This is a genomic window from Enterobacter cloacae complex sp. 385G4, from assembly GCF_057320665.1.
Genome location: NZ_JBXWDD010000001.1, coordinates 585,183 through 611,760, shown reverse-complemented (window position 1 = coordinate 611,760; position 26,578 = coordinate 585,183). Strand labels below are relative to the sequence as shown.

Below are 26,578 nucleotides of genomic sequence, written 5' to 3'. Positions count from 1 at the left end.
GAAATGATATACACCATAGACCGACCAGGGCTAATCCGTTGCTGAATTTTTTTCACAAGTCCATCCACTCGGGAAAGAAACCCGGTATTGGGTGAGTTGCGCCACGGAAAGAAGGTCTTTGTCGCCACAACGATCTCATCGCGTCTGGCCATTTCTCTCAGCGCTTTTCCAGTGATCTCTTCAGAACTTCCGCCCGAGTAGATATTCGCGGTATCAAAAAAATTAATGCCCGCTTCAAGCGCCTGACGAATGAGCGGACGTGACGCCTTTTCATCCAGGGACCAGGGTTGAGGCAAGCGTTCAGGTTCACCATAGCTCATACAACCGAGACAAAGACGGGAGACTTGCAAACCGCTACGACCCAGATTCACATACTTCATTCTGTGTTCCTTCTTTTATTGCCAGCAATTCTGTATGTGAAAGGGTATTGCACTGACATGAAGGGAACCAGCATGCGCCATCGAATGGTGTTATGAGTTTTTTTCACAGATGGGCGTAATCGTCAGTGGGTTTTACATACAAACTGCGTGGCCAACGGTGAATCCTCAAGACTGAGGAGGGATACCTCCTGAGGTACGGCAACATTCTTATTTAACATAATATACATTATGCGCACCAACGTAATGCCAGTCAAAATCTGCCTTCCTACGGTCGTGATTCCCCTGGGCATTGATAGTTTGTGAAATCCCAACTTCTACGTTTATCCAATGTTAAAAGACGTTTGATATACTCCTGGCTTTGACCACCGCTGCTGTAGACTTATGGAAATCGAACTTAATAAAAGCTTCAAAGAAAGGATTTTCCACGCTGTCATTTTTGAAGTGACTGCCAACGTTATCATCGCTCTGTCTCTTGCGTGGCTGATGAACGTTTCGGTACTCCAGTCGGGTTCGTTGTCGGTGATATCTGCACTTACCGCAACGGTCTGGAATTTTGTCTTCAATAAGCTCTTTGACGCCCTGCAGAAAAAACATCAGTTCCAACGAACGTTTCTCGTTCGCGCCATCCATGCAGTTGGGTTTGAAACGGGCCTTATCATCTCCTTAATCCCTGTGGCCATGTTCATGCTGAATTTGACGATCGCGGAGGCATTTTTTGTTGAGATTGGCCTTGTACTGTTTTTCCTGCCATACACGATGCTTTTTAACTGGCTCTATGATTATCTGCGTTGGACATTCGTAGGGAGTAAACGGTCTGCTTTGTAGCGAGTATTGATATCGGTCACATTCACAACCCCTTGATCGTATTGGACTCCACTCTCTTTCTATACTTCTCATTTCACCATCACTTTTGAGGAGTCCATAATGTTTGATCATGTAAAATTCGGCGTCAGCGATTATGAGAAAAGTAAAACCTTCTTCCTCATGTCGCTTCAACCGCTCGGTGTCGAACTCGTCGATGAAGGCTCTCCTGACTATGGCGTCGAAATGAGTTCCGGCGATGTTTCTCTTTGCCTTTTTCAGTCGAATGATAAACCCGCTCCGCTTCATCTGGCCTTTGTGGCCACGACACGCCAGCAGGTTGATGACTTTTACCATGCCGCGCTGCGCGCAGGCGGACGCGACAATGGCGCACCGGGATTGCGCTCCTACGGTAAAAATTACTATGCCGCATTTGTCATTGCGCCTGATGGTCATAATATCGAAGCGGTATGCCATGCCCCCGAAGAAAGATAACTTAATTTCACTCGCTTGCGAGTACCCGCGCCAGCCAGTTTTCTGGCTGGCTCACGCTCAGGCCAACACGACCGATACCCCTTTTTCCGATACCGCATTGACCCAGCCGCGGTCGGTATCGCCTTCGACGACAATCGTATTCGCCAGCGCCACATCGCCAATAACAAATGATGACGCCGTATTTATTTTTTCCGGCGACGCCAGGACAACCGTCTCGGCGGCTCTGCCGGAAAATGCACGTTTGATGCACGCCTCTTCGAAATCTCCGGTCGTCAGCCCTGCTTCCGGATGGATACCGGTCACGCCCATAAAGAACAGATCCGCATGAATGTTTTCGATACCTTCGATGGCCGTCGCGCCGACGGCGACAATCGAGTGTTTATACAAACGGCCGCCGATCAGAATCACCTCGATGGAAGGATGATTAACAAGCCCCAGGGCAATGCTCGGACTGTGCGTCACCACGGTAATACGCAGGTCACGCGGTAAAAAAGCGATCAATTCTGAAGTGGTCGTTCCACCGTCAACGATCACCACCTGGCCCGAAAAAATCAGCTGCGCCCCCTTCTGCGCCACCTTTCTTTTGGCATCCATTTTAACGGACTGTCGTTCCGCGAAAGGCACAGTAGCGGAAGACGACGGCAGCGCGCCGCCGTGAACCCGCTGTAAACGCCCTTCTGCCGCCAGCTCGCGCAAATCGCGTCGGATGGTGTCTTCAGAGACGTCGAAGAGAACGCTAAGTGCTTTTGACTGAACCTGTCCTTCGGCGCCGAGCTTTTCAAGGATCAACTGTTTTCGCTGACTGGTGAGCATGATGTATTCCTGATGTTGCATGTTTAATCTTGAAAATGCACGATAATGCTGATATTGATAGTTACTCTACGTAAGGAGGACGAAACGTGCAATCAAAACGTGCAGATGTGCGCATCATTGACAGTGAAACCCTGTCCGATAACTGGTACTTACTTAAAAAATATACCTTTGACCTGCAAAGACGCGATGGCGAATGGCAGCGGCAAACGCGTGAAGTTTATGACCGGGGGAACGGCGCCACGATCCTGCTCTACAACCGTGACCAAAAAACGGTGATTCTGACCCGCCAGTTCCGCTTCCCGGTCTTTATTAATGGCCATGAGGACAATCTGATTGAGGCAGCGGCCGGCCTGCTTGATAACATGGATCCGGAAAGCCGCATTAAAGCAGAGGCGGAAGAAGAGACCGGGTTTAACGTGTCGAGCGTGCAGAAAATCTTTGAAGCCTACATGAGCCCAGGCTCCGTCACGGAGAAACTCTATTTCTATCTTGCCGAGTATCAGCCGAAGGACAAAACCAGCGCAGGCGGCGGTATCAAAGCGGAGGGAGAAGATATCGACGTGCTGGAAATGCCCTTTGAAGAGGCCTTGCGGGGAATTGATACGGGCAAAATCGTCGACGGAAAAACCATCATGCTGCTCTACCATATTGCACTGAAAGGCATTCTGTAACCTGCCGCTCGTCCGACGCCTGTCCCGGTGCAGGTGTCGGCCTGTGCTATCCTTGCTGAAACACGCAAAACGGAGATCTGAAGATGGCCGACTGGAACCCTTCGCTTTATCTGCAATACGGCGCTGAACGAACGCGCCCTGCCGCCGAGCTGCTTGCCAGAATTCCCCTGAGTGACGTTGCCACCATCGCCGATTTGGGCTGCGGGCCGGGAAACAGCACCGCGCTGTTGCAGCATCGCTGGCCAAAAGCGCAGATTGTCGGCGTCGATAACTCACCGGCTATGCTGGAAGAGGCGCGCAGCGCACTGCCCGACTGTCAGTTCGTTGAGGCCGATATCCGCCAGTTCAGGCCAGGCCAGCCGTTGAACCTCATCTATGCGAACGCATCCCTACAGTGGATACCTGACCATTACGATCTCCTGCCGCATCTGGCGTCACTGCTCACGCTCAATGGCGTGCTGGCGATCCAGATGCCGGACAACTGGCTTGAACCCACGCATGTGGCGATGCGTGAAGTGGCGCTGGAGCAAGGCTACCCGGACCGTGGCCGCGAGCCGCTGCCTGGCGTGCATGCCTATTACGATATTTTATCGGAGGCCGGCTGCGATGTGGATATCTGGCGGACAACCTATTTCCATAAAATGAGTTCGCACCAGGCCATTATTGACTGGGTCAGCGCGACCGGTTTGCGTCCGTGGCTCCAGAAACTGAACGAGAGCGAGCAGCAACGTTTCCTGAAACGCTACCATGAACTGCTGGAAGAGCAGTATCCGCTCCAGGAAAACGGGCAGATACTGCTGGCTTTTCCTCGACTGTTTATGGTTGCCCAGCGTCAGCCCTAAACGGCGCTATGAACGGGCCTCTTTGAGCAGATGCTGGATAACCTTTTCCTGCTGCTCATAATTCCCTTCGCCAAACGAGGTATAGCGTAGCTGACCTTTAGCATCGAAATAGTAGTGCGCGGGCCAGTACTGGTTGCCGAAAGCGTTCCAGATCTGATAGTTGTTGTCCGTCACAACCCGGTACGGCAGCTGCCATTTATTTACCGCGTTTTTCACCGAGGCGATCGGTTTCTCCCATGGGTATTCAGGCGTGTGTACCCCTATGACGACCAGGCCCTGAGACTGGTATTTTGTTGCCCAGTCGCGCACGTGCGGAAGCGTATGCTGGCAGTTAATGCAGTCCCAGGTCCAGAAATCGATCAGAACCACCTTCCCGCGCAGTGATTCAGACGTGACAGGGTCACCATTTACCCACCCTGTTCCACCGCTTAATGAAGGCAGCTGGCTGCTGGGCTCGGTCATGACGACCGGTTGAAGCTTCGCTGGTTGCGCGGCGGGCTTTGCCAGATTCAGCAGCGCGGTTTCAAGACGATCCGCGACGCCGTTTGCGCCTTGCAGGAAAGACGTCATCCCCGTTGCGTTAAAGACAACGGCCGCTAACATCGCCACGCCTGCCCCCTGACGTATTTTTTCCATCAGCGCCGATCTTGCTCTCAGCGGCGCCATCAGCGTGCGGCCTCCGAAAACGAGCAGGCCCAGCATCAGCGCGCAGCCGCTACCATAGGCGGCCAGCAAGGCTCCTGTGGCAATGGCCGAGTGTCCGGCAATATTGATGCTGAAAATGGCGCCCAGAATCGGTCCCGCGCAGGGAGACCAGAGCAGCCCGACGGCAAGCCCGGCCAGAAAAGCCGATGCCATACCACGCGTTTGCCCACTTCGGGTGTTGAGGACATTTCCCGCGCTGACTGCCGGCCCGGCGATACGCTGGGCACAGGCCGGAAAAATTAAGGCCAGCGCGGCCGTGGCCAGGACGATAAGCGCGATCCAGCGCCCGACGATAGTTGCCTCTGCTATCCACTCGCTGGCGACGGTGACGACCATCGCCACCAGGGTGAACATGACGATCATCCCCGCGAGCAGCGCCAGAATATGTCGCCGCTGCCCCTGAAAACCGGCGAACAGGAGAGGAATTACCGGGAGCGTACATGGACTGAGCAGGCTTATCATCCCGCCCAGGAAAGCAATTATCAGAAACATAGATACCTCACAATACAAGTCCTGCGACGCTGCAGTGAGGCTATTTCATCGTGCGGATGTGTTCAGGATATGTGTAAAAGCGTGGGTTTTTGTCTGGCTCTGTATCGGCCACGCGGGGAGATACAGAACCGTACAATTAAAGGCGCGGGAGAGTAATCGAAACGTCCAGCCCGCCCTCTGCGCGGTTCGCCAGCTTTAGCTTTCCGTCCAGCTGAGCGGTGAGCTGCGCTGCGATCGCCAGGCCGAGCCCTGTCCCGCCGGTGTCGCGGTTGCGTGATGTTTCTACCCGATAAAACGGCTGTAATACCGCCTCCAGCTCGGCATCCGGTATCCCCGGCCCGCCGTCTATGATGTGAATCACCACCTCTCCGGCAACCGAGTCATCAATGCTAATGGTGGCATAGTCGCCAAATTTCAGGGCGTTATCCAGCAGGTTGGTCATCACCCGGCGCAGCGCCTGTGGACGCGTGACGATGGGCAAACGGTTTTCGCCTGCCTGAAACTGCACGTTTTTACCGATGTCCTGATAATCGCAGGCGATGCTGTTTATCCAGGCGTTCAACTCCAGCTTCAGCGAGGTCTCTTCCAGTGATTCTGATGACCGGGCATACGCAATACCCTCCCGCACCAGACGCGACATGTTATCAAGGTCGTTTAAGAGCTTGTCGCGCAGGTCAGGCTGATCCGCCATTTCAACACGAAGCTTCATGCGGGTAATGGGCGTCTGGAGATCGTGCGATATGGATGCCAGGATCTGCGTCCGCTCCCTGAGATAGGACTGAATGCGCGCCTGCATCGCGTTGAAGGCATGTGCTGCCCGCTGCACCTCGACTGGCCCCTTTTCCGTCATTGGCGTGTTGGCGGCCGGGTCCAGGGAGTCTACCGCGCGGGTAAACTGTGAAAAAGGCCGTATCACCTGGCGTACGGCGATCCAGGAGCAGGCAGCCAGCACGAGCAGCTGCAGAATAAGAACAACGGGCAGCCAGCTGGCGACCGGCGGCATCCGTGGGATCAGGTCAATGGTCAGCGGCGCGCCATCATGTAGCGTGAGATGCGCCTGGATATGTGAAATGGCGCCGGGAACGGCGGTGAAGCTGAGCGGGTACTGTTCCGCTAGCGTCGCTTTTAAGGTTCGGATGGCGTCCCGGGAGCGCTTGTCCGTCGGCGCGTTGCCAGGATCTCCCGGCCCCAGAATATAGCGGTAGTTACCCCGTTCAAGGCGCGGCAACCAGGCCGCGCGCTCGCTGGCGGGTAAGCGGTCTAAAATAGCCACGCTGGTCGCGACATCGTATTCCAGATTACCGAGCATCACCGTTCGGGCGCTGTGCATTCGCTCTATCATGACCAGCGTCAGGCTCAGGGCATTGGCGAGCAACAGGCCGGGCAGCACGACGATCAGCAAGCGGGCCAGCAGCGAGCGAGGCCAGAGCGTCATTCGTTAGCCTCTTTGATGGTGACCGGCATGGTAAACACATAGCCCTCGCTGCGCACGGTTTTGATATACGCGGGCGTGCGGGCATCTTCATTCAGACGCTGGCGAACCCGGCTAACCAGCAGGTCGATTGAGCGTTCAAACAGCTCGGCGTCACGCCCCTGCGTCAGGTTGAGCAGCTGATCGCGGGTCAGCACCCGCTGCGGGTGGTCAAGGAAAACGCGCAGCAGGCGATACTCCGCCCCGCTGAGCGCCACAATCACCCCTTCCGGGTCGATCAGGTGGCGGGCAACGGTATCGAGCTGCCATTCGCCGAACGTCACCAGCCGCCCTGCTTCCGTCACCTGTAAATTGGGCGGCATCGTGCGAAAACGGCGTAAAATCGCTTTGATACGCGCCAGCAATTCTCGCGCGACGAAAGGCTTTACGACGTAATCGTCGGCTCCCATTTCCAGACCCAGGATCCTGTCCGTCTCCTCGTTGCGCGCCGTCAGCATCAGGATGGGCAGATCTTTATATTTCCCGACGCGTAATTGCCGGCACAGCGTAAGCCCGTCGTCGCCGGGCATCATAACGTCCAGCACCACCAGGTCGATATGCTGCTTGTCCAGCACGACGCGCATCTCTTTGCCGTTTGCCGCGCCAGAGGCGCGATAACCGGACTTAACGAGATAGTCGATAATCAGTTCACGAATATCCCTGTCGTCATCGACGACAAGGATATGATCAATATGCTCCACCGAAATCTCCAGACCGAAGGGTAACGTACTGAAAATAGCACATTTCAGAGTTTGTCAGCGTCAACAACTGCCTTGACGAAATCCTGCGGATCTTCCTGAGGCGGATTGTGCCCCACGGTTGCGCCGAAGGTACGGTGTTCATACTTACCGGTGAATTTACCCGCGTAGGCCTGCGGTGCCGGATGCGGCGCCCCGTTGTTTCCGCCTTCGATGGTGATCGTCGGAACGGTGATATTCGGCAGCGTGGACAGTTTTTGCTCGTAGGCGTCGTATTTGCGCTCGCCTTTTTCCAGCCCTAAGCGCCAGCGATAGTTGCTGAGCGTTACCGCAACGTGATCCGGGTTATCAAGGGATTTGGCGCTGGCGTTAAAGACAGCGTCGCTAAATTTCCAGTCAGGTGAGGCCTGAGACCAGATCAAACGAGCGAAGTCATGCGTGTTTTTGGCATAGCCTTCAGCGCCGCGCTCGGTGGCGAAATAGAACTGATACCACCACTGCTGCTCCGCTTTTGGCGGCAACGGCTGTTTACCAATCTGCTGGCTGCTGATGAGATAACCGCTTACCGAAACGAGCGACTTAACGCGCTCTGGCCACAGCGCCGCAACGATATCGGCCGTACGGGCACCCCAGTCATAGCCTGCAAACACCGCCTGCTTGATATTCAGGGCGTCCATCAGATTTACGATATCTTTCGCCATCGCGGAAGGCTGGCCGTTGCGCGGCGTTTTTGCCGACAGGAAGCGCGTAGTGCCGTAGCCGCGCAGAGAAGGCACAATCACGCGGTAGCCTTTTGCCGCCAGCGCAGGCGCGACTTCAGCGTAGCTGTGAATATCGTAGGGCCAGCCGTGTAACAGAATGACCGGTTGGCCGTCTTTAGGACCAATGTCGACATACCCGACGTTAAGATCGCCGGCGTTAATTTGCTGTGGACGATCGAAAGCCGCCGCGAAGTTAGTGCCGGTGACTTCGGCCTGACATGACATGACGGTGCCAAGGGAAACGGTGAGAGCAAGCGTTGAATAAGCGAGTTTGCTGAACATGTTGGTATCTCCGGTTGAGTACAATTCACGGGGATATAACAACAGTTCAATGTATAGCGGATATGTGCGGAAACGCGTTTATTGCAAGCCTGTGTATGTATCTGGAACACGGATACAGTGTGATACAAACACAGGCATTTTTGCCTTAAAGGGAGAGACGATAGCGGACGTAATCGTCAGCGTCACCGTATCGATCGTAGAGTTTACGTGCCGGATTGTTCTCCCGGGTAACCCAGTAGAGCTTTGACCATCCTTCGCGCTTGCCTTCCGCTATCAAGGCATCAATCAGCGCCTTACCCGCTCCCGCGCCGCGCTCGGCTGCATCAACAAACAAATCTTCCAGGTAGCAGATGGGCGCGGTTGACCAGGTTCCTTCGTGCAGAACACACATTGCGAAACCGATGACCTTTGCGTCTTTCTCTACCACGCGGCAGAACATCGGTGAATGCGTTGAGAGCGCCCTTTCCCATGTCGATGCGGTAACGGACTCCTCGAGGTAGCAATTATAAAAATGGGTATAGCCATCCCACAGCGGTCGCCACTGGGGATAGTCGTCTTCGCGTAGAGGTCTTACCGTGACAGCCATGCGTTCCTCACATTACAAGTCGATTGCCATTTCAAAACAGCGTAAATCAGCCCCCGCCATACGCGAGTGATGATAGTTTTCGCGCAAAGTCACAAACCCCAGCTTCTGATAAAAGGAGTGGGCGTTAGGCGTTGCATCCAGCCTCAGGCGGGTTATCCCCCGGCTGTGCGCCTCGTGTGTAAGCGCCTCGATAATTCTGGTCGCCATGCCTTTTCCTGTGGCTGAAGGCAAGGTGAATATGGCCTCCAGGCAATGGGTATCGAGATCCAGATAGCCGGTAGCCGCAATGACGCCCTTCTCGTCTTCCACCACGTAAAAAGGGTAATCAATGACCATTTGACGGTAATGCTCGGGCATAAGATCCGGCGTCCAGCGTGCAATCACGTCAGCGTCGTAGCTGGTTTTGCAGCCGTCACGAATCGCCTGATTGCGTATATTCCAGAGTATTTCGGCTTCCTGTGGATGAGCAGTTCGTAACGTCATATCACCTCTTCAATATTTCGCCATTAAAGAGACGTTGCCCATTTTTGGTAGTGAATAACCACAGCACGCCTCACCAGAATGTGATAGAGATGAAAATACCAGAACGCAAACAAAAACATAACGCTTAAATAAGGAGATCCGCAGATGACAATACCGACCCTCACGACAGAACGTCTCCTGCTGAAACCACTGGTCGCCGAAGATGCGGTTCAGATTCAAAAGCTGTATCCGCGCTGGGAGATCGTTCGCTATTTGGTCTCTTCCGTGCCCTGGCCCTACCCGGATAATGGCGCGGAAAACTATGTGAATAACGTCGCGCTGCCGGATATGGCAAAAGGGATAGCCTGGATCTGGAGCATCCGCCGTCGTGAGGTGCCGGATGCGTTGATGGGGATTATCTGTCTGTACGATGTTGACGATAATAACCGCGGATTCTGGCTGGCGCCGGAGTTTCAGGGACAGGGATATATGCGTGAGGCCAGCATTGCCGCGACGGATTACTGGTTTAATACGCTCAACAAACCCGTTTTGCGGGCGCCGAAGGCCGCCGCGAACAGCCGCTCCCGTCGTATTTCAGACAGCAGCGGCATGCGGCTCATCAGAACGGAAAAGAAAGCCTACGTCAGCGGGATATTGGACTCCGAACTGTGGGAGATCACCCGCGACGAGTGGAACGCCCATCAGGTCAGCTGATAGTATTTATCCGGCATCAGCCTTTCCGGAATGTTCTCTTCATCGTTCATCTGCAGCAGATCGCGTTCCATCATGTTGCAGATGGCGTCCAGCGGAAGGTCGTTATCTTCTGTGCCAAACGGGTCTTCCAGCTCTTCCGCCAGGGTGTCCAGCGAGATAAAGGTGTATGAGATCAGCGCCGAGACAAACGGCGTCATGTAGTGCAGATCCACAACCAGCGCGAACGGCAGCATGATGCAGAACAGATACACCGTGCGGTGCAAAATCAGCGTATAGGCAAACGGCACTGGCGTTGTCGCAATCCGTTCACAGCCGGAAAGGACGATGGACATATCGTTGAGGCGGTTGTTCAGGCTGTGGAACAGGATGTCCGAAAGCTGCCCGTTACGCCGCCGCACGGCCAGCCACTCCCCCATGACCAGCAAAATACGGTTCGCCGGCGAGTTGGCGCCCATTACCTGAGCTAAAACGTTCGGGGCAAGATAGCGAGAGAGTTGGTCAGCGTTCATTTCCCGGCGCAGGGTCATGCGCAGGCAGTTGGCAAAAGCGATCTGCAGGCGGACAAATTCCCCCAGGTGCTTATCGTCCGGCAAGGTGTTTTTTACCTCGCGAAACAGCGAGCGTGCCGCTATCATCAGTTGCCCCCACAGCTGGCGAGCCTCAACGTAGCGTGAATAGCAGGCGTTGTTTCTGAAACCAAGAAAGATTGCGATCGCCACGCCGAGAATGCTAAATGGCGCCACGGTAAATTTGATGCCCAGCGAGGTATACCACGGCAGCATTAGGATAACGGCGATAGAAAGCAGGAAGTTGAGCAGCAGTCGGGTATAGATTTTGGGGAGTACCGAACCGTGCCAGACGAAAATCAGTTGTAGCCAGTGCTGTTTAGGACGAACAATCATAGTGAGATTCAGGCAAGAAAAGAGCGTGGCTATTAAACGTGATCCCCATCACGGTTGCAAGCATGTTAACGGAACATTGCAATCTCTCACCTGAAGAATGAAAACTGCACGGTGCTGCATTTGATTTTAAAAACAGGGTAAATAGTATGTTGTAACTAAAACAGTGCCTGTTTAAACCCGGCCGAAGCCGGGTCACGTAATTAGCAAAGCGGCTTCACCGCTGCGCGCATGCCCTTCAGCAGAATGGCATCCAGATCCCGCGTCACCTGATCAACCAGACCGTCCACCTTCGTCAGGTCCTGCTCCCAGTGCGCTTCTACGCTCAGCACGGCGTGCACCAGTTCGCGGGTAGCGAGCTGATTATCGTGATGCTGCGCCCATAGCTGTTGATAACGTTCCAGCCAGAACGCATCATCCTGCACCGGATAGTTCTCTCCGTTACGCTCCGCGCGATAAAATGCGATCAGTGCCGCTAACGCAAACGTCAGACGCGCTGGCAGTTGACCTGAGGCCTTCTGCCCTGCCAGCAGCTGCGGAAGAATACGCGTGCGATACTTGGTCATGCCGTTGAGCGCGATGGAAAGCAGCTGGTGTCTGATGTAGGGATTTCGAAAACGCCCTGTTACCGCGCTGGCGAACGACTCCAGTTCGCTGCGGGGCAAATCGAGAACCGGAATAATCTCCTCATAAATTGCTTTTTCGACGAAAGCGCACACGTCTTCATCATTCATCGCCTCGCCAACCGTATCCAGCCCGGCCTGATAGGCCACCGGTACCAGCGCCGTGTGCGCACCGTTAAGAATGGCGACTTTACGCTCTTTATAGGGCTTGATGTCGTCGACAATCAGCACGTTTAACGGGTATTTATCCAGGCGCAGTTCACCAGCCAGCGAGGCTGGCCCCTGAATTACAAACAGGTAAAAGTGTTCAGCCGTGTCCAGGAACCCATCCTGATAACCCAGCCCGGCCTCAAGCGTGCCCACTTCATCCCGCGGGTAACCGGTCACGATACGGTCAACCAGCGTTGAGCAGAAGTGGTTTGCCTCGTTCAGCCACTGGATAAAGGCGGCAGGCAGCGCCCACTCCTGGGCATAGCGCAACACAAGTTCACGCAATGCGTCACCGTTGTAGTCAATCAGTTCACACGGAATGATTACCCACCCCTTGTCAGGCGCGCCGTTAAAGTGGCTAAAGCGCTCCAACAGCAGGCGCGTTAGCTTCGCCGGGTAGCTGACGGCAGGCGCATCGTCGAACTTATCCCCCGCGTGATAGCTGATTCCGGCTTCGGTGGTGTTCGAGAAAACAAAGCGCATATCCGGACTGTGTGCCAGTTTCAGAAAGGCGTCGTAATCGTCGTAGACGCTGATTTCACGGTTAACAGAGCGGATAAGTCGGGCTTCGCTCACCTCTTCGCCCTGCTCATTCAGGCCACGAATGATGGTGGTGTACAACCCATCCTGCGTGTTCAGCGACGGCGGGAAGTCGCTTTGAATAGGACGAACGATAACCACACCGGCGTTGAGATCGGTATGTTCATTCAAAAGGTCAATTTGCCAGTCGACAAACGCACGCAGGAAATTGCCTTCGCCAAACTGAATAATGCGTTCGGGATACTGCGCACCGGGAAAATCACGACGGTTGAGCGTGTTCACAAGAGGGTTCCTTTTATGATTAGTCATACAGCCTGATAAGATTGGTACGATAACTTATCAAAACTTTACGACCAGAAACCCTGTTTCGATCAATCCCCGGCGTGGTTGTGAAAAAATTATAAGATTTTATAGAACACCGACGTGGCCGTCATAGCGCCGTCCGGCATCAGGGCGTAGCGCGGGATCTCACCGACCTTTTGCCAGCCGGCACGCTGGTAGAAGGTTTCGGCGCCGCTGCCGGTGGAGGTATCGAGCACCAGAACCGAAATGTTTCTGGCTCGGGCCTCAGCTTCCAGCGCTTCCATCAGCGCCATTGCGGCCCCTTTTCGACGCGCTTTTTCATGAACCAGCAGCTTTGCCACGTCCGCACGGTGCGGCTGGTTTTCCGGCTGGTCGGTAATCAGTTGCACCGTGCCGATGACGCCCTCCTGCGGATCAATACTGGCCAGCACCACGCGCTCGTTGCGCCCTACGCTGTCAGCTATGCCGAGCCAGAATGAACGGGCCTTCTCCAGGTTAAAGGGCAGCATAAAGCTGACGGATGCGCCGCCGTTTACGCAGTTTTCGAGGATCCCGGCCAGCGCATCAAGATGGGTGAGAATGTCGTCGCGGGTGAGGTTTTTGATGTGCAGTGAGGTATTCATTTTTTTGTCCTTACGTTGAATACCCTCACTTTGCATTTAACATTTCATTAACGCAAACGGAACGGTCATACGCTTTTGTTATGTCATCTGGCCCGCTGCCGCTGCTGCTTCATGGCATACATTTTTTCATCGGCATCTTTAAGCCACTGCTGCAGGTCGTTGCCGTTATGATCGAATTCGCTCAGCCCCCAGGAGAACAGAAGCGACCACTGATGTAGCTTGCGTGCATTGTAGTTTTCGACCTGCTCGGCAAGATACTGCATGGCAATCCACGCGCCCTTCTCATCCGTATCAGCAAACAGCACGGCAAACTCATCGCCACCAAAACGCACCAGCATATCCGCTTCGCGGAAAGAGGCGCGCATCAGCTGCGCCATGGTCTTTAATGCCTTATCCCCCTCTTCGTGCCCGTAGCGATCGTTAATCTCCTTGAAACGATCCAGATCCAGCCAGCCGAGCGTTAACGGCTCCGCCCGGCGTCGGGCGATGGAGAGCGTGAACCGCACGAGCTGGTTAAAGCCCCGTCGGTTGAATAATCCGGTCAATTCATCCGTGGTCGCCGCGCTGATTGCCGCAAACTCATCTTCAGCCAGCGCCCCCAAATCCCCCAGCACGGCGAGATCGGTCGCTGAGAACTCCCGCGGTGCGTAGTCAATCAGGCAAAGCGAGCCAACGCTTGCGCCGTTGCGTAAGCGCAGCGGAAAGCCTGCGTAAAACCGCACGCGAGGTTCGCCGGCCACCAGCGGGTTATCCGCAAAACGATCGTCCTGAAGCATATCCCCGACGATCAGCGGTGCTTCGGTGAGGATGGTATGGCCACAAAAAGAGATGTTGCGCGGAACGGAATCGGGTGCCTGCCCATCCGCCGACTTAACGATCAGCGTATGCTCATCAATAAGGTTGACCATGGCCAGCGGTACCTGGAAAAAGCGTTTTGCCAGACGCGTTAAGCGGTCAAACGCCGGGGAACTGTCAATCTCAAGCAGACCCGATTCGCGCAGCGCGTTAAGTCTGTCAATTTCATTTTCAGGTGTTGCAGGTGCTTTCATAATGTCTCCTGACGTAAAGCGTTACTCAAAGCGTAGCTTAAACCGAGACATTGTCAGCGTTCGACGTCCTGTTAAGCCGCTATCCATTTCACGTCAATGCGTTATGACGATTTGCTCGTCCGCCAGCCGGGTACGAGGCTGCAGGCGGTAAGCGCAGAACGCATTAAATATCATTTTTGGGCGTTCATCTGTATCACCAGCCAGCGGTGGATCACGCTGACGATATAATGTTGCTGCTGCGCGCTCAGCTGCACGCCCTGGGGAATGTTATGCCATTTTGCCAGACAGCCCCGGCAGCAGGTCGCGGTGGCATGCTGGGCGATAAACACCGGGTGGCCACGCATGGGCGTCTGCTTGCCGTCGTTTGCGGGTTGCGCGGGTGCAAGGCGTTTAGCGACAAAATCGGCGGCATGCTGGTCAATGGTTTCGGCGCCTTTGTCCCAGCAGTACTGTCGTTCCTTATTGCCCAAGCGGAAGCGCGAGCGAAACGTCGATCGCGCCAGGCGGGAAAAGAGGGGATCCAGGTCAGACATCAGTATACAGAACGTCCCAGGCGCTGGGTCAGCTTCTCCAGAACCGCCACGCCGGCAAGTGAATTTCCCGTTTCATCCAGCTCCGGGCTCCAGACGGCAATCGCCATTTCATGCGGCACTATCGCCACCACCCCGCCGCCAACGCCCGATTTGGCCGGAAGGCCAACCCGCCAGGCAAACTCCCCGGCGTTCTGATACATGCCGCTGGTAGCCATCAGGGCGTTAACCTGACGCGCCTGAAGCGGGGAAACCACCTCCTGATCGAGGTGCGGCGCGTGCCCCTGGTGCGCAAGGAACAGAAACGTCTGAGCCAGCTCAACGCAGTTCATCTTCAGGGCGCAGTAATGGAAGTAGTTTTGCAGCACGGTCGCCACGTCATTGTGGAAATTGCCGAAGGATTTCATCAGCCAGGCGATAGCCGCGTTGCGGGCGGAGTGTTCAAACTCCGAGCGCGCCACCACCGAATCATAGGCAATATCGTCCACGCCAGAAAGCTGACGAACAATCTCAAGCATTCGCTGACGCGGTGCGCTGAGGCGGCTTTGCAGCATATCGCAGACCACCAGCGCCCCGGCGTTGATAAAGGGGTTACGCGGTTTACCCTGCTCGATTTCGAGCTGAAGCAGTGAGTTAAAGGGCTGGCCGGACGGATCTTTTCCCACGCGCTGCCAGATCTCTTCTTCCTCATACTGGCGCATCGCCGCGACCAGACTCAGCACTTTAGAAATAGACTGAATAGAAAAGCGTTCAGTGGCATCGCCTGCCTGGTATCGCTGTCCGTCTATGGTACAGATAGCGATGCCCAGCTTATTCCCGCTCACCGAGGCAAGGGCCGGAATGTAGTCGGCCACCTTCCCCTTTCCTAATAACGGACGAACCTGCGCCAGAATCTCGTCCAGCATCTCATTATGGATGACCGCAGCCACTCTTTGCTCCTTGCCCTCAGGCTAAAACGGGCTGCGAGTATAACAGAGGCTAATGTATTGCGTCAGGCGCTAAGACGAAAACGCGAAACGGCCTGCAATAAAAGATCGGACTGCTTTTGCAGGCGTTCAGAGGCCTCCGAGGCGTCAGAAACCAGCAGATCCGTCTGGCGCGAGACCTGATTCAGCGCCTGAAGCTGGCGCGTCATCTGGTGAATACTTTCTCCCTGACTGAGCGTGGCGGTAGAGATTTCATTCAGCAAACTGCTTAAATTGCCCACCAGACCGGTGACCTGCTGCAGGTTCTCTTCCATCAGATTCACGGCGCGGGAGCCGTCTTCAATGCCCTGCACGGAGCGGTTGATCAACTCCTGAATGGTCTGCGTCGAGTGGCTGCTCTTTCGCGCCAGGAGCCCGACTTCCCGGGCGACGACGGCAAACCCGCGCCCCTGGTTTCCGGCATGGGCGGCCTCAATGGCGGCGTTGAGCGCCAGAATGTTAGTCTGAAACGCCACGCTGTCGATCATCGCCACGATCCCGCGCATCTCTGACGATCGCTCGACGATCGCCTGCATGGAGGCATTCACGGTCGACATCATCTGGTCGCCTCCTACGGCAGCCTGACGCGCTTCATCCGCGCGCGAGCTGGCGAGCCGGGCATAGCCGGTATTCCCTTCCACGTGGGTTTCCAGCGCCGCGATATGCGCTGTGACCTCCTCCAGCTCCTTTGCCTGACGCGCCGACTGCTGGTACAGCTTCTGGTTTCCCTCCGCGAGGGAGCCAATGTTCTCCACCATCGTGGCTGTGGCGTGGCTGACCTGCGTCACCAGCTGCTGCAGGCCGCGCTGCATGGTGACAACGCTGTCGCTAAGCTGTCCCGTCTCCCGGTTAAAGCGCATCACGTTTGGCGGCGTGCCGGAGAGATCTCCAGCGGCCAGCCGGTTAATATGTGCAATAAGCCGACGCAACGGCGTAATCACCCACCTGGACATGCCGAACCAGACGGCTGCGGCGATGGCGAGCAGCAGAACCGGCGCCAGCAGGAACAACGTTTGCAGACCGGAGAGCTGCGCCATTAAGGCCTGACGCCCTTGCATGGCCTGCTTCTCGCTGGCCTGCTGATAGCGCGCGTAGTTGTCGTTAAAGTCGGTCTGAAACGCCTGTGCCGGCACGGCAAAAAAGGCATCAATGGAGTTGGTTCTGACAAGCGCTTCCGATTGCTCCTTAATGGCATCGTAGAAAAGCTGGTAACTGTTAATCAGCGCCTCATCTTTTGGCGGGCTGAGCGCCAGCCAGGCCTTCCATGCCTGCTGAGAAACCGCCAGCGACTTTTGTGCGTCGTCCATCAGGCTGTGCCAGCTTCCTTCCGAGCCGGTTTCTTTATCCTGCATAAACCAGACGCCGGAGCGGTTGAGCAGATCGCTCGCCGCCAGCAGGGAGACGCGCGCCAGATCCAGCTTGCTCTGCTGCTGATACGCCAGCAGGTTTTGTCGTTCATTGCGCTGAGCTTCCTTCAGGGAGGCGTTCAGCAGAAAGGATGAGGAGAGCTGCAGCGCGGAGAAAAGGCCAATAATACAAAAGATACCCGTCAGCAGGCCAAACTGGCGAGGGATAAGACGCTGCGCAATACGGCGAAAAATTTGCGTTAGGTTCATAATTTTCTTCAGTAACAAGACGTTAGACGCGTGCGAGTCTACGAAACGAAAATGACAGAACCATTGCAGATAAATGACAACGGCCCTCGTGATGAGGGCCAAATAAATTACACGCGATCCTTCCACACCGTCTGCACATTACAGAACTCGTGCAAACCAAAATGGGAAAGCTCGCGGCCAAAGCCACTTTTCTTCACGCCACCAAAGGCCACGCGCGCGTCGCTGGCGCTGTATCCGTTGATAAACACCCCACCGCACTCCAGCTCGCGAGAGAATTTATCCGCAAGCGCTGCGTCGGCGGTGAAGACCGTGGCAGACAGGCCAAAGTCGCTGTCATTGGCAAGCGTCAGGGCGTGCGCCGCGTCTTTCGCAACGGTAATGGCCGCGACCGGACCAAACAGCTCCTGGCGGAAGGCCGTCATCGATGGGGTGACGTTCGCCAGCACGGTTGGCGCGTAATAATTCCCCTCAGCGCTGATTTTCTCTCCCCCCAGCAGCAGCGTTGCCCCTTCTGCCAGGCTCGCCTGCACCTGCTGATGCAGTTCATCGCGCAGATCATAGCGCGCCATCGGGCCAAGGTAGTTCTCTTCTTCATCCGGCGAGCCCATCTTTAACGCGGCGACGGCGTCAACGAAGCGTCGGGTAAAGGTGTCTGCAATACCCTCTTCCACAATGAACCGTTTGGCCGCCGCGCACACCTGCCCGGTATTCTGGTAGCGCCCTGCTACCGCCGCCTTCACGGCAAGATCCAGGTCGGCATCGTTGAGAACGATGAACGGGTCAGAACCCCCCAGCTCAAGAACGCATTTTTTCAGCGCCGCCCCCGCCTGCGCGCCAATGGCAGCCCCGGCGCGCACGCTGCCGGTGACGGTTACCGCCGCAATGCGACGATCGTTAATCGCCTGGCTTACGCCGTCATTGGTGGCGTTCACCCAGCCGAATACCCCTTCAGGGAAGCCGGCGTCCGCAAAAATCTGCGCGATAAGTTCCGCCGAGCCAAGCACGTTGGGCGCGTGTTTGAGCAGATAGCTGTTACCTGCCAGCAGGATCGGCACCGCGCCGCGCAGCACCTGCCAGAGCGGGAAGTTCCACGGCATCACCGCCAGAATGGGCCCCAGCGGACGATACTCGATGACCGCGTTGTTATTCTCGACCTGCGTGGGTTCAGCATTCAGCATCGCCGGGCCATGTTCGGCATACCAGTCGCAAAGGCCCGCCGATTTCGCCACTTCCGCCCGCGCCTGCTGAATGGGTTTTCCCATCTCGCGGGACATCATCCGGGCCATCTCTTCCGCGCGACCGCGCAGCGCGGTGCCGAGATCGCGCAGCTTCTGCGCCCGGTGGGCTACGCTTTCGCCCCGCCAGTGACGAAAGCCCGCATCAGCCAGCGCGATGGCACGTTCAACCTCTTCCTGCGTCGCCCAGGGATACGAGGCGAGCGTTTCACCCGTTGCAGGGTTAACGGACAGAGCATGTGTAGCAGATGAATATTTCATGATGTTCTCCACGCATTTCGGTTGATTAAGTGTGGCTCACTCTGCTATTTCTTAAAAATGAATAATACTGACCACCTTATTCACGAACCGAGAATGCTATGGACTTAACCCAGCTTGAAATGTTCAACGCCGTCGCGCTGACGGGCAGCATCACCCAGGCGGCGCAGAAGGTGCATCGCGTTCCTTCCAATCTGACGACCCGCATCCGCCAGCTGGAGGCCGATCTTGGCGTGGAGCTGTTTATTCGTGAGAACCAGCGCTTGCGCTTATCTCCCGCCGGGCATAACTTCCTGCGCTACAGCAGGCAGATCCTGGCGCTGGTGGATGAAGCGCGCATGGTCGTCGCGGGCGATGAGCCGCAGGGGCTGTTTGCCCTCGGCGCGCTGGAGAGCACCGCCGCCGTGCGCATCCCTGAGACGCTGGCGCAGTTTAACCAGCGCTATCCGCGCATCCAGTTTGCCCTTTCTACCGGGCCGTCCGGGACGATGATTGATGGCGTACTGGAGGGAACCCTGAGCGCCGCCTTTGTCGACGGGCCTCTGTCGCACCCGGAGCTGGAGGGGATGCCTGTCTACCGGGAAGAGATGATGCTGGTCACCCCTGCCGGGCAGACGGAGGTAACGCGCGCTGCGCAGGTGAGCGGCAGCGATGTTTATGCTTTTCGCGCAAACTGCTCGTATCGCCGACACCTGGAGAGCTGGTTTCATGCAGACAGAGCCGCGCCGGGACGCATTCATGAGATGGAGTCCTATCACGGCATGCTCGCCTGCGTCATCGCGGGCGCGGGCATCGCGCTGATGCCGCGCTCAATGCTGGAAAGTATGCCAGGCCACCATCAGGTTGAAGCCTGGCCGCTGGCGGAAAACTGGCGCTGGCTCACTACCTGGCTGGTGTGGCGACGCGGGGCGATGACCCGCCAGCTGGAAGCCTTTATAGCGCTGCTAAACGAACGTCTTCAACCAGCGCCTTCTCCATAAACAGGCTGAGCGGATCGTCCACATACGGGGCAAACGCCGGACGCCGATCGTAGCCGCTTCGTTCATAAAGACGAATCGCGGCATGCTGTTTGATGCCCGTTTCCAGCCGTACGGTATGGCAGTGACGGCTCTGGGCCTCATCTTCCAGCGCGGCCAGCAGCTTCTCAGCCAGATGTTGCCCGCGATGGGCCGGATCGATATAGACCCGCTTCATCTCCCCCGTTCCGTCGCCGTTGAGCACGATAGCTCCACAGCCAACGGCCTGAAGCTGCGTGTCGCGGACGATCATCAGGATAAGGGATGTCGCGGGCAGTTCTGAAAGATCGAGCAGATGGTTGCTTTCGGCGGGATACAGTTCGCTCTGATAACGGTCGAGGGCCGCAATCAGCATAAGAATGTCCGGGTGACGTGCAGATTCAGAGGTAATGGAATACATGGCAGGCTCCTTGCTTTATTTGTGAAACTCAATGTCAACATAGCGCAGGCCTGCCAGGCTGCTTCATAGTATTAACTTATCGCGCAGCCGCTAGCGTAAAAAAATCCGCCCTTTCAGGTACAGGGTGGCCTGACCGGCAATGAGTACGCGGTCGCCCTTCAGCTCGCAGCGCAGATCCCCGCCGCGGTACGACACCTGGCGGGCATTGAGCGACGTCTTACCCAGCCTTTCACTCCAGTAGGGGATCAGCATGCTGTGCGTGGACCCGGTAACCGGATCTTCCGGCACCCCTTCGCCCGGGCAGAAAAAGCGGCTGACGAAGTCATATTCCCCTTCGCCCGGCGCGGTTACGCAGACCATTTTGCCCAGCGGAACCATCGCGCCAATATCCGGCGTTAATGCCTCCACCTGCTGCTGGCTCTCCAGCACCACGACGTAGTCTCGCCCGACGCGCACCTCTTTTGCCGCCGGGATGCCCAGCGCGCTAAACAGTGCAGGCGGTGGGTTATCGACGACCTCCGTGGACCATGCGGGGAAATTCAGCGTCAGCCAGTCGCCGCTGCGTTTGACCGTCAGCTCCCCCACGAAGCGCGTGGAAAAGTGGATTTCCGTATGCGGATAGTCCAAATACTCAAAAATGACGTGTGATGCCGCGAGGGTCGCATGGCCGCAGAGGTTAATTTCATGCAGCGTGGTGAACCAGCGCAGTTCAAATCCGCCGTCGGTTCGCACAAAAAACGCGGTTTCCGACTGGTTATGCTGCTGTGCCATTTTGAGAAGCGTCTCGTCCGGCAGCCACTCTTCCAGAGGACATACCGCTGCCGCGTTGCCACCAAAGGTTTTGTCGCTGAAGGCATCCACCAGATAAAAATCAATTTCCCGCATTGTCTCTTCCTCTTTTGTTATCAGTTTTAGCGCAGATACACAGTGCCTTTCAGGTAGCACGACGCCTGACCGCTCATCAACACGCGCTCCCCTTTCAGCTCGCAGCGCACATCCCCGCCGCGCGCCGAAACCTGACGGGCAAACATTGCCGTTTTCCCCAGCTTTTCGCTCCAGTAGGGGATCAGCATCGTGTGCGCGGATCCAGTCACAGGATCTTCCGGAACGGCAACGCCCGGTGAGAAGAAGCGGCTGACAAAGTCATATTCCCCTTCACCCGGTGCCGTCACGCTCACTTTATGCTCGCCCGGCGTCATCGCCGAAAAGCGCGGCGCAAGCGCTTCAACCTGCCGGGGATTTTCCAGCACAATCACCCAGGCGCGGCCTTTACGTGCTTCAACGTAATGGCGGATACCGAGCGCCGCGAGCATCTCCGGCGGCGGCGTCTCTTCTCGGGTCGGACACGCCGGGAAGTCCAGCGTCATCCACTCTCCCTCCCGGCTGACCGTCAGTCGGCCAGAGGCGGTATCAAAGTGGATCCGCGAGTCGGGGTAATCGAGTTCATTAAACAGAACGTACGCGGCAGCCAGGGTGGCGTGACCGCAGAGATTGACTTCAGTGAGCGTGGTAAACCAGCGTAGCTCAATGCCGCCCTTAGTGCAGACGAAAAATGCGGTTTCCGACTGATTATGCTGCTGCGCCATTTTCAGTAACGTTTCATCCGGCAGCCATTCGTTCAGCGGGCAAACCGCTGCCGGATTGCCGCCGAACGAGGTATTGCTGAATGCATCTACCAGATAAAAATCAATCTCCTGCATTGTCTTACCGCCTGTCTGTGCTGTGTTGTACTTTTATATTCAATGAAAACAACGCCCCCGGCTACCGCTTTCATAAGGTAGATATTGAGATCTGCGTCACATAATGGTTGAGTTTTCGCCGTATGACGTTTTAAGATCGCCTTCTCATCTTTCCAGCAACGAATCTCCGACATCCCTATGACAACGAACACAGTTTCCCGCAGGGTCGCGTGGCTACGCGTGGTCACGCTGGCCATTGCCGCATTTATTTTTAACACCACAGAATTTGTTCCGGTTGGGCTGTTGTCTGACATAGCAGAAAGCTTCCAGATGGAAACGGCGCAGGTGGGGATTATGTTAACTATCTACGCCTGGGTGGTGGCGCTGATGTCTTTGCCGTTTATGTTGCTGACCAGCCAGATGGAGCGGCGCAGGCTGTTGATCGGCCTGTTTGCTCTGTTCATTGCCAGCCATGTCCTGTCGTTTATGGCGTGGAATTTTACGGTGCTGGTCATTAGCCGCATCGGCATTGCCTTTGCCCACGCGGTGTTCTGGTCGATCACCGCGTCGCTGGCTATTCGGCTCGCGCCGGCGGGTAAACGCGCCCAGGCCTTGAGCCTGATTGCCACCGGCACCGCGCTGGCGATGGTGCTGGGGCTGCCCATTGGCCGCATCGTGGGACAGTACTTCGGCTGGCGTACCACCTTCTTTGCCATCGGCATGGGCGCGCTGGTGACGCTGGTGTGTCTGATTAAGCTGCTGCCCGCGCTGCCAAGCGAACACTCCGGCTCGCTGAAAAGCCTGCCGCTGCTGATGCGTCGCCCGGCGCTGCTGAGTATCTACCTGCTTACCGTTATCGTGGTTACCGCGCACTACACGGCGTACAGCTACATTGAACCGTTTGTGCAGGTGGTCGCGGGCTTTAGCGCAAACTTTGCCACCCTCTTACTGCTCATTCTCGGCGGCGCGGGCATTATTGGCAGCGTGCTGTTTGGTAAACTGGGTAACCAGCATGCCTCCTTGCTGGTGAGCAGCGCCATCGGCCTGCTGCTGGCGTGCCTGGTGCTGCTGCTGCCTGCGTCAGGCAGCGAAAGCCAGCTGGCGATCCTGAGCCTGTTCTGGGGCGTGGCGATCATGATTATTGGTCTTGGCATGCAGGTGAAAGTCCTGGCCCTGGCGCCGGATGCCACGGACGTGGCGATGTCGCTGTTCTCGGGGATATTCAATCTGGGGATTGGCGCGGGGGCGCTGGTGGGCAATCAGATTAGCCTGCACGTATCGATGTCGGCGATTGGCTATCTGGGGGCGATTCCGGCGCTCGTCGCGCTCGTCTGGTCGGTACTCATCTTCCGCAAGTGGCCGGTGGCGCTGGAGGAACAGGGGCAACACGGGTGAGGTGCGCTTGTGCCGGGCAAGGCGTAGCCGCCGCCCGGCAATGACATCAGTGGTAGGTCTTAATAATCTCCAGCACGCCGTTAATAATAAACTGCACGCCCATACAGACCAGTAAGAAGCCCATCAGACGGGAAATCGCCTCGATACCGCCCTTGCCCACCCAGCGCATGATCGCGCCGGAACTTCGCAGAGACGCCCACACGATAACCCCAATAAGCGCAAAAATTAGCGGTGGCGCAACGGTCAGTACCCAGTCCGGGAAGGTAGAGCTGTCGCGCACCGTCGATGCAGAACTGATGATCATCGCGATGGTTCCCGGCCCGGCCGTACTCGGCATGGCCAGCGGTACAAAAGCAATATTCGCGCTCGGTTCGGACTCCAGCTCTTCTGATTTGCTGGTTGCCTCCGGAGACTCGTGCGCTTTCTGCGCCGGGAACAGCATGCGGAAGCCAATAAAGGCCACAATCAGCCCGCCCGCTATACGCAGCCCGGGAATTGAAATCCCGAAGGTGTTCATCACCAACTGCCCGGCGTAGTAGGCCACCATCATAATGGCAAACACATACACCGAAGCCATCATCGACTGATGGTTGCGCTCGGCGCTGTTCATATTCCCTGCCAGCCCCAGGAACAGCGCCACCGTCGTTAACGGGTTAGCTAACGGCAGCAGTACCACCAGCCCGAGACCAATTGCTTTTATCAAATCCAACATAGTGCGTCGTTGTCCTTATCCACATTTAACATCGCAATTATAGGGTGAAAGTGTGACGTTCAGCCATCGGCGCAACGTAACGATAGTTTTCCTTTGGGAACGATACCCGTTAGTTATCTTCCTGATTTGAAAGGTTGCAAAAATCGTTCATGAAACGTTTTAGCAATTTGTGGCATCGGCTGATTCATTCAGTTGACTTATACTTGCCTGAGCAATAATATCTGCCGTGATTAAACTACTTGCCAGGGCAACCATTGTGAAAAGCACCAGTGATATCTTTAACGACGTTGTTCCGCTGGGTCGTCTTATTCATATGGTTAACCAGAAAAAAGATCGCCTGCTCAATGACTACCTGTCACCGCTGGATATCACCGCAACACAGTTCAAAGTGCTGTGTTCCATTCGCTGCGAAGTGTGTATCACGCCGGTTGAGCTGAAAAAGGTGCTCTCTGTCGATCTGGGTGCGTTAACCCGCATGCTCGATCGTCTCGTCTGCAAAGGATGGGTAGAACGAAGCCCTAACCCGAATGACAAACGCGGCGTACTGGTCAGGCTCACCAGCGATGGTGCGGCTATGTGCGAGCAATGTCATCAATTAGTAGGACAAACACTGCATCAGGAACTAACAAAAAACTTAACGGCAGATGAAGTGGCTACCCTTGAGCTTTTGCTGAAGAAAATACTGCCGTAAACAGAAAAAGAGGTATGACGATGTCCAGACGCAATACTGACGCTATCACTATTCATAGCATTTTGGACTGGATCGAAGATAACCTGGAATCGCCGCTCTCCCTTGAAAAAGTGTCTGAGCGTTCAGGTTACTCCAAATGGCACCTGCAACGGATGTTCAAAAAAGAGACCGGTCATTCATTAGGTCAATATATTCGCAGCCGCAAGCTGACGGAAATTGCCCAGAAACTGAAAGAAAGCAATGAACCGATCCTTTATCTGGCGGAGCGTTACGGATTTGAATCACAGCAAACCCTCACGCGTACGTTCAAGAACTATTTTGACGTGCCGCCTCATAAGTACCGAATCACCAGCGTGCCGGGTGAATCCCGTTACCTGTATCCGTTAAAACACTGTAGTTAATCATCGCCTGTAAAAGACGTAACCGAGGAAAAAATGAAAGTTACCGCCTCCGCCGCCCTCGCCTTGCTGGTGCTGTTTTCCAGCCAGACCTTCGCGGAGCAAACCCCAGGTGCAACGCAGCAAAATAATCATGACACGATGATTTTGCCGTCAGCACATGACCAGTCGCCTTATGATTTCAACCACATGGGTGCTGGTAGCGACAAATCCGACGAATTAGGCGTGCCTTATTATAATCAGCACGGCCTCTGATTCGTTTTTGCCCCGCAGCCGCGGGGCTTTTTTATGCCCTATCCCCTTACCCGCGCCGCCCGGCGAACCCGAAGGCCAAACACGTTGATGTACAGCCCGGCCATAATCAGCACGGCACCGAGCAGCTGCAGCGCGCTCAGCGTTTCATCCAGCAGTATCGCCGCACTGGCAAGCCCCACTACCGGAACCAGCAAAGACAGCGGCGCGACGCGCCAGGTCTCATAGCGCCCCAGCAGCGAACCCCAGATCCCGTAGCCCACGATGGTGGCGACAAACGCCAGATAGATAAGAGAAAGGATCGTGGTCAGATCGATCTCGACCAGGCTGTTCAGCATCACCTCCGGGCCATCCAGAATAAACGACGCCACCAGAAACGGGATTATCGGAAGCAATGCGCTCCAGACCACCAGGGACATCACCTGAGGCCTCGCCACGTGCTGCATAATCAGCTTGTTGAAAATATTGCCGCACGCCCAGCTCAGCCCCGCCGCCAGCGTGAGCATAAACCCGAGCAGCGCCACATCCTGACCGTTCAGGCTGGCTTCAATCAGCACCAGCACGCCAAATACCGCCAGCGTTATCCCCGCCAGCTGCTTGCCCTGCAGGCGTTCGCCAAACACAAATGCGCCGAGAATAATGGTAAAGAACGCCTGCGCCTGTAACACCAGAGAGGCCAGACCGGCCGGCATGCCGAACTTGATGGCGCAGAAGAGAAACGCGAACTGGCCAAAGCTGATAGTCAGACCGTAGCCCAGCAGCAGTTTTAACGGGATTTTCGGACGGGCGACGAAAAAGAGCGCCGGGAACGCCACCAGCATAAAACGCAAACCGGCCAGCATCAGCGGGGGCATGTTGTGCAATCCCAGCTTGATGACCACAAAATTGAGCCCCCATACCACGACCACCAGCAACGCCAGCAGTCCGTCTTTACGCGTCATACCCTGCCCCTGAATTATTAATAATTTGTTAACACTTCAAGGTAACAGAAAAAAGTGTGCCGCGAGAAGA

30 protein-coding genes and 1 pseudogene are annotated in these 26,578 nt (G+C 55.9%); 10 read left to right on the top strand and 21 right to left on the bottom strand.

Translation table 11 applies throughout. The annotated features are described in order from the left end of the window. Nucleotides 1–113: 113 nt before the first annotated feature. Nucleotides 114–380, bottom strand: a pseudogene (locus tag AC2FAJ_RS03090) (aldo/keto reductase); the annotation flags it as partial. 381 nt (nt 381–761) lie between these two features. Between AC2FAJ_RS03090 and AC2FAJ_RS03085 the strand changes: the two are divergent. After that, nucleotides 762–1,205, top strand: a complete 444-nt coding sequence (locus tag AC2FAJ_RS03085) for a PACE efflux transporter (protein ID WP_041909963.1) — start codon at nt 762–764, stop codon at nt 1,203–1,205. Nucleotides 1,206–1,304: 99 nt separating this feature from the next. Next, on the top strand, nt 1,305–1,676 hold the full coding sequence (locus tag AC2FAJ_RS03080; protein ID WP_028013164.1) for a VOC family protein: 372 nt from the start codon (nt 1,305–1,307) through the stop codon (nt 1,674–1,676). 57 nt (nt 1,677–1,733) lie between these two features. Here AC2FAJ_RS03080 and AC2FAJ_RS03075 read toward each other — a convergent pair whose 3' ends face one another. Next, complete coding sequence (locus AC2FAJ_RS03075; RefSeq protein WP_485453793.1) at nt 1,734–2,489, bottom strand: DeoR/GlpR family DNA-binding transcription regulator; 756 nt, start codon at nt 2,487–2,489, stop codon at nt 1,734–1,736. A gap of 86 nt (nt 2,490–2,575) precedes the next feature. Between AC2FAJ_RS03075 and AC2FAJ_RS03070 the strand changes: the two genes are divergently transcribed. Next, a complete protein-coding gene (locus tag AC2FAJ_RS03070; protein WP_028013162.1) occupies nt 2,576–3,160 on the top strand; it encodes an NUDIX hydrolase in 585 nt (194 codons plus the stop codon). A gap of 83 nt (nt 3,161–3,243) precedes the next feature. Next, nucleotides 3,244–4,002 carry a trans-aconitate 2-methyltransferase gene (gene tam / locus AC2FAJ_RS03065; protein ID WP_485453792.1) on the top strand — a complete coding sequence of 253 codons (759 nt, stop codon included), beginning with the start codon at nt 3,244–3,246 and terminating at the stop codon, nt 4,000–4,002. Between the two features lie 6 nt (nt 4,003–4,008). Here tam and AC2FAJ_RS03060 read toward each other — a convergent pair whose 3' ends face one another. The 6 genes from AC2FAJ_RS03060 to AC2FAJ_RS03035 form a co-directional block, all read right to left on the bottom strand. Continuing rightward, the gene (locus AC2FAJ_RS03060; RefSeq protein ID WP_485453791.1) at nt 4,009–5,199 is read right to left on the bottom strand and encodes a cytochrome c biogenesis protein/redoxin; all 1,191 of its coding nucleotides are present in this window, start codon (nt 5,197–5,199) and stop codon (nt 4,009–4,011) included. A gap of 136 nt (nt 5,200–5,335) precedes the next feature. Next, the gene (locus AC2FAJ_RS03055) at nt 5,336–6,634 is read right to left on the bottom strand and encodes an ATP-binding protein (protein ID WP_485453790.1); all 1,299 of its coding nucleotides are present in this window, start codon (nt 6,632–6,634) and stop codon (nt 5,336–5,338) included. After that, the gene (locus tag AC2FAJ_RS03050) at nt 6,631–7,371 is read right to left on the bottom strand and encodes a response regulator (RefSeq protein ID WP_028013158.1); all 741 of its coding nucleotides are present in this window, start codon (nt 7,369–7,371) and stop codon (nt 6,631–6,633) included. The genes AC2FAJ_RS03055 and AC2FAJ_RS03050 overlap by 4 nt, the downstream gene beginning before the upstream one ends. Before the next feature lie 44 nt (nt 7,372–7,415). Next, nucleotides 7,416–8,411: an alpha/beta fold hydrolase gene (locus AC2FAJ_RS03045; RefSeq protein WP_045630422.1), complete on the bottom strand. Its 996-nt coding sequence runs from the start codon at nt 8,409–8,411 to the stop codon at nt 7,416–7,418. Nucleotides 8,412–8,556: 145 nt separating this feature from the next. Beyond that, entirely contained in the window at nt 8,557–8,997 is a 441-nt protein-coding gene (locus AC2FAJ_RS03040) for a GNAT family N-acetyltransferase (protein ID WP_048958214.1), read from the bottom strand. 12 nt (nt 8,998–9,009) lie between these two features. After that, the gene (locus AC2FAJ_RS03035; RefSeq protein WP_485453789.1) at nt 9,010–9,480 is read right to left on the bottom strand and encodes a GNAT family N-acetyltransferase; all 471 of its coding nucleotides are present in this window, start codon (nt 9,478–9,480) and stop codon (nt 9,010–9,012) included. Nucleotides 9,481–9,624: 144 nt separating this feature from the next. Between AC2FAJ_RS03035 and AC2FAJ_RS03030 the strand changes: the two genes are divergently transcribed. After that, nucleotides 9,625–10,173 carry a GNAT family N-acetyltransferase gene (locus tag AC2FAJ_RS03030; RefSeq protein WP_028013154.1) on the top strand — a complete coding sequence of 183 codons (549 nt, stop codon included), beginning with the start codon at nt 9,625–9,627 and terminating at the stop codon, nt 10,171–10,173. Here the strand turns inward: AC2FAJ_RS03030 and AC2FAJ_RS03025 are convergent. The 8 genes from AC2FAJ_RS03025 to sad form a co-directional block, all read right to left on the bottom strand. Continuing rightward, nucleotides 10,161–11,075: a bestrophin family protein gene (locus AC2FAJ_RS03025; protein ID WP_163332326.1), complete on the bottom strand. Its 915-nt coding sequence runs from the start codon at nt 11,073–11,075 to the stop codon at nt 10,161–10,163. The genes AC2FAJ_RS03030 and AC2FAJ_RS03025 overlap by 13 nt on opposite strands. Before the next feature lie 200 nt (nt 11,076–11,275). Then, complete coding sequence (locus AC2FAJ_RS03020) at nt 11,276–12,727, bottom strand: tagaturonate reductase (protein WP_309257131.1); 1,452 nt, start codon at nt 12,725–12,727, stop codon at nt 11,276–11,278. Between the two features lie 116 nt (nt 12,728–12,843). Then, the gene (locus AC2FAJ_RS03015) at nt 12,844–13,371 is read right to left on the bottom strand and encodes a GNAT family N-acetyltransferase (RefSeq protein WP_041912010.1); all 528 of its coding nucleotides are present in this window, start codon (nt 13,369–13,371) and stop codon (nt 12,844–12,846) included. A gap of 83 nt (nt 13,372–13,454) precedes the next feature. Continuing rightward, nucleotides 13,455–14,420 carry a sensor domain-containing diguanylate cyclase gene (locus tag AC2FAJ_RS03010; RefSeq protein ID WP_041909980.1) on the bottom strand — a complete coding sequence of 322 codons (966 nt, stop codon included), beginning with the start codon at nt 14,418–14,420 and terminating at the stop codon, nt 13,455–13,457. A gap of 170 nt (nt 14,421–14,590) precedes the next feature. Continuing rightward, on the bottom strand, nt 14,591–14,953 hold the full coding sequence (locus tag AC2FAJ_RS03005) for a DUF4186 domain-containing protein (RefSeq protein ID WP_045630420.1): 363 nt from the start codon (nt 14,951–14,953) through the stop codon (nt 14,591–14,593). Beyond that, on the bottom strand, nt 14,953–15,879 hold the full coding sequence (glsB, locus tag AC2FAJ_RS03000) for a glutaminase B (protein ID WP_028013148.1): 927 nt from the start codon (nt 15,877–15,879) through the stop codon (nt 14,953–14,955). Before glsB ends, AC2FAJ_RS03005 begins: the two co-directional genes overlap by 1 nt. 62 nt (nt 15,880–15,941) lie before the next feature. Continuing rightward, a complete protein-coding gene (locus AC2FAJ_RS02995) occupies nt 15,942–17,531 on the bottom strand; it encodes a methyl-accepting chemotaxis protein (protein WP_248112294.1) in 1,590 nt (529 codons plus the stop codon). A gap of 107 nt (nt 17,532–17,638) precedes the next feature. After that, nucleotides 17,639–19,027, bottom strand: coding sequence for a succinate-semialdehyde dehydrogenase (gene sad, locus AC2FAJ_RS02990; protein ID WP_485453788.1), 1,389 nt, complete (start codon nt 19,025–19,027; stop codon nt 17,639–17,641). Nucleotides 19,028–19,125: 98 nt separating this feature from the next. Between sad and ptrR the strand changes: the two genes are divergently transcribed. Then, nucleotides 19,126–20,004 carry a putrescine utilization regulator PtrR gene (gene ptrR / locus AC2FAJ_RS02985; RefSeq protein ID WP_028013145.1) on the top strand — a complete coding sequence of 293 codons (879 nt, stop codon included), beginning with the start codon at nt 19,126–19,128 and terminating at the stop codon, nt 20,002–20,004. Here ptrR and AC2FAJ_RS02980 read toward each other — a convergent pair. The 3 genes from AC2FAJ_RS02980 to AC2FAJ_RS02970 all read right to left on the bottom strand — a co-directional run bounded on the left by AC2FAJ_RS02980 (nt 19,958) and on the right by AC2FAJ_RS02970 (nt 22,140). Beyond that, nucleotides 19,958–20,440, bottom strand: a complete 483-nt coding sequence (locus tag AC2FAJ_RS02980) for a GNAT family N-acetyltransferase (RefSeq protein WP_153655877.1) — start codon at nt 20,438–20,440, stop codon at nt 19,958–19,960. The two genes, ptrR and AC2FAJ_RS02980, sit on opposite strands and share 47 nt — an antisense overlap. Nucleotides 20,441–20,530: 90 nt before the next feature. After that, nucleotides 20,531–21,325, bottom strand: a complete 795-nt coding sequence (locus AC2FAJ_RS02975; protein ID WP_485453787.1) for a PhzF family phenazine biosynthesis protein — start codon at nt 21,323–21,325, stop codon at nt 20,531–20,533. Nucleotides 21,326–21,351: 26 nt separating this feature from the next. Then, nucleotides 21,352–22,140 carry a PhzF family phenazine biosynthesis protein gene (locus AC2FAJ_RS02970; RefSeq protein WP_045260510.1) on the bottom strand — a complete coding sequence of 263 codons (789 nt, stop codon included), beginning with the start codon at nt 22,138–22,140 and terminating at the stop codon, nt 21,352–21,354. A 177-nt stretch (nt 22,141–22,317) separates the two neighbouring features. On the opposite strand from AC2FAJ_RS02970, the gene AC2FAJ_RS02965 reads away from it, so the two are divergent. Continuing rightward, nucleotides 22,318–23,514: a sugar transporter gene (locus tag AC2FAJ_RS02965; protein WP_041909997.1), complete on the top strand. Its 1,197-nt coding sequence runs from the start codon at nt 22,318–22,320 to the stop codon at nt 23,512–23,514. 46 nt (nt 23,515–23,560) lie between these two features. Here AC2FAJ_RS02965 and AC2FAJ_RS02960 read toward each other — a convergent pair whose 3' ends face one another. Then, entirely contained in the window at nt 23,561–24,226 is a 666-nt protein-coding gene (locus AC2FAJ_RS02960; RefSeq protein ID WP_041909999.1) for a MarC family NAAT transporter, read from the bottom strand. 256 nt (nt 24,227–24,482) lie between these two features. On the opposite strand from AC2FAJ_RS02960, the gene marR reads away from it, so the two are divergent. The 3 genes from marR to marB are packed head-to-tail and all read left to right on the top strand — an operon-like array spanning nt 24,483 to nt 25,570. After that, complete coding sequence (gene marR / locus AC2FAJ_RS02955; protein WP_028013139.1) at nt 24,483–24,917, top strand: multiple antibiotic resistance transcriptional regulator MarR; 435 nt, start codon at nt 24,483–24,485, stop codon at nt 24,915–24,917. 20 nt (nt 24,918–24,937) lie between these two features. Beyond that, entirely contained in the window at nt 24,938–25,318 is a 381-nt protein-coding gene (gene marA, locus AC2FAJ_RS02950) for an MDR efflux pump AcrAB transcriptional activator MarA (RefSeq protein WP_008502237.1), read from the top strand. 33 nt (nt 25,319–25,351) lie between these two features. Next, entirely contained in the window at nt 25,352–25,570 is a 219-nt protein-coding gene (gene marB / locus AC2FAJ_RS02945) for a multiple antibiotic resistance protein MarB (RefSeq protein WP_028013138.1), read from the top strand. A gap of 38 nt (nt 25,571–25,608) precedes the next feature. Here marB and eamA read toward each other — a convergent pair whose 3' ends face one another. After that, nucleotides 25,609–26,508: an O-acetylserine/cysteine exporter gene (gene eamA / locus AC2FAJ_RS02940; protein ID WP_485453786.1), complete on the bottom strand. Its 900-nt coding sequence runs from the start codon at nt 26,506–26,508 to the stop codon at nt 25,609–25,611. Nucleotides 26,509–26,578: the final 70 nt, after the last annotated feature.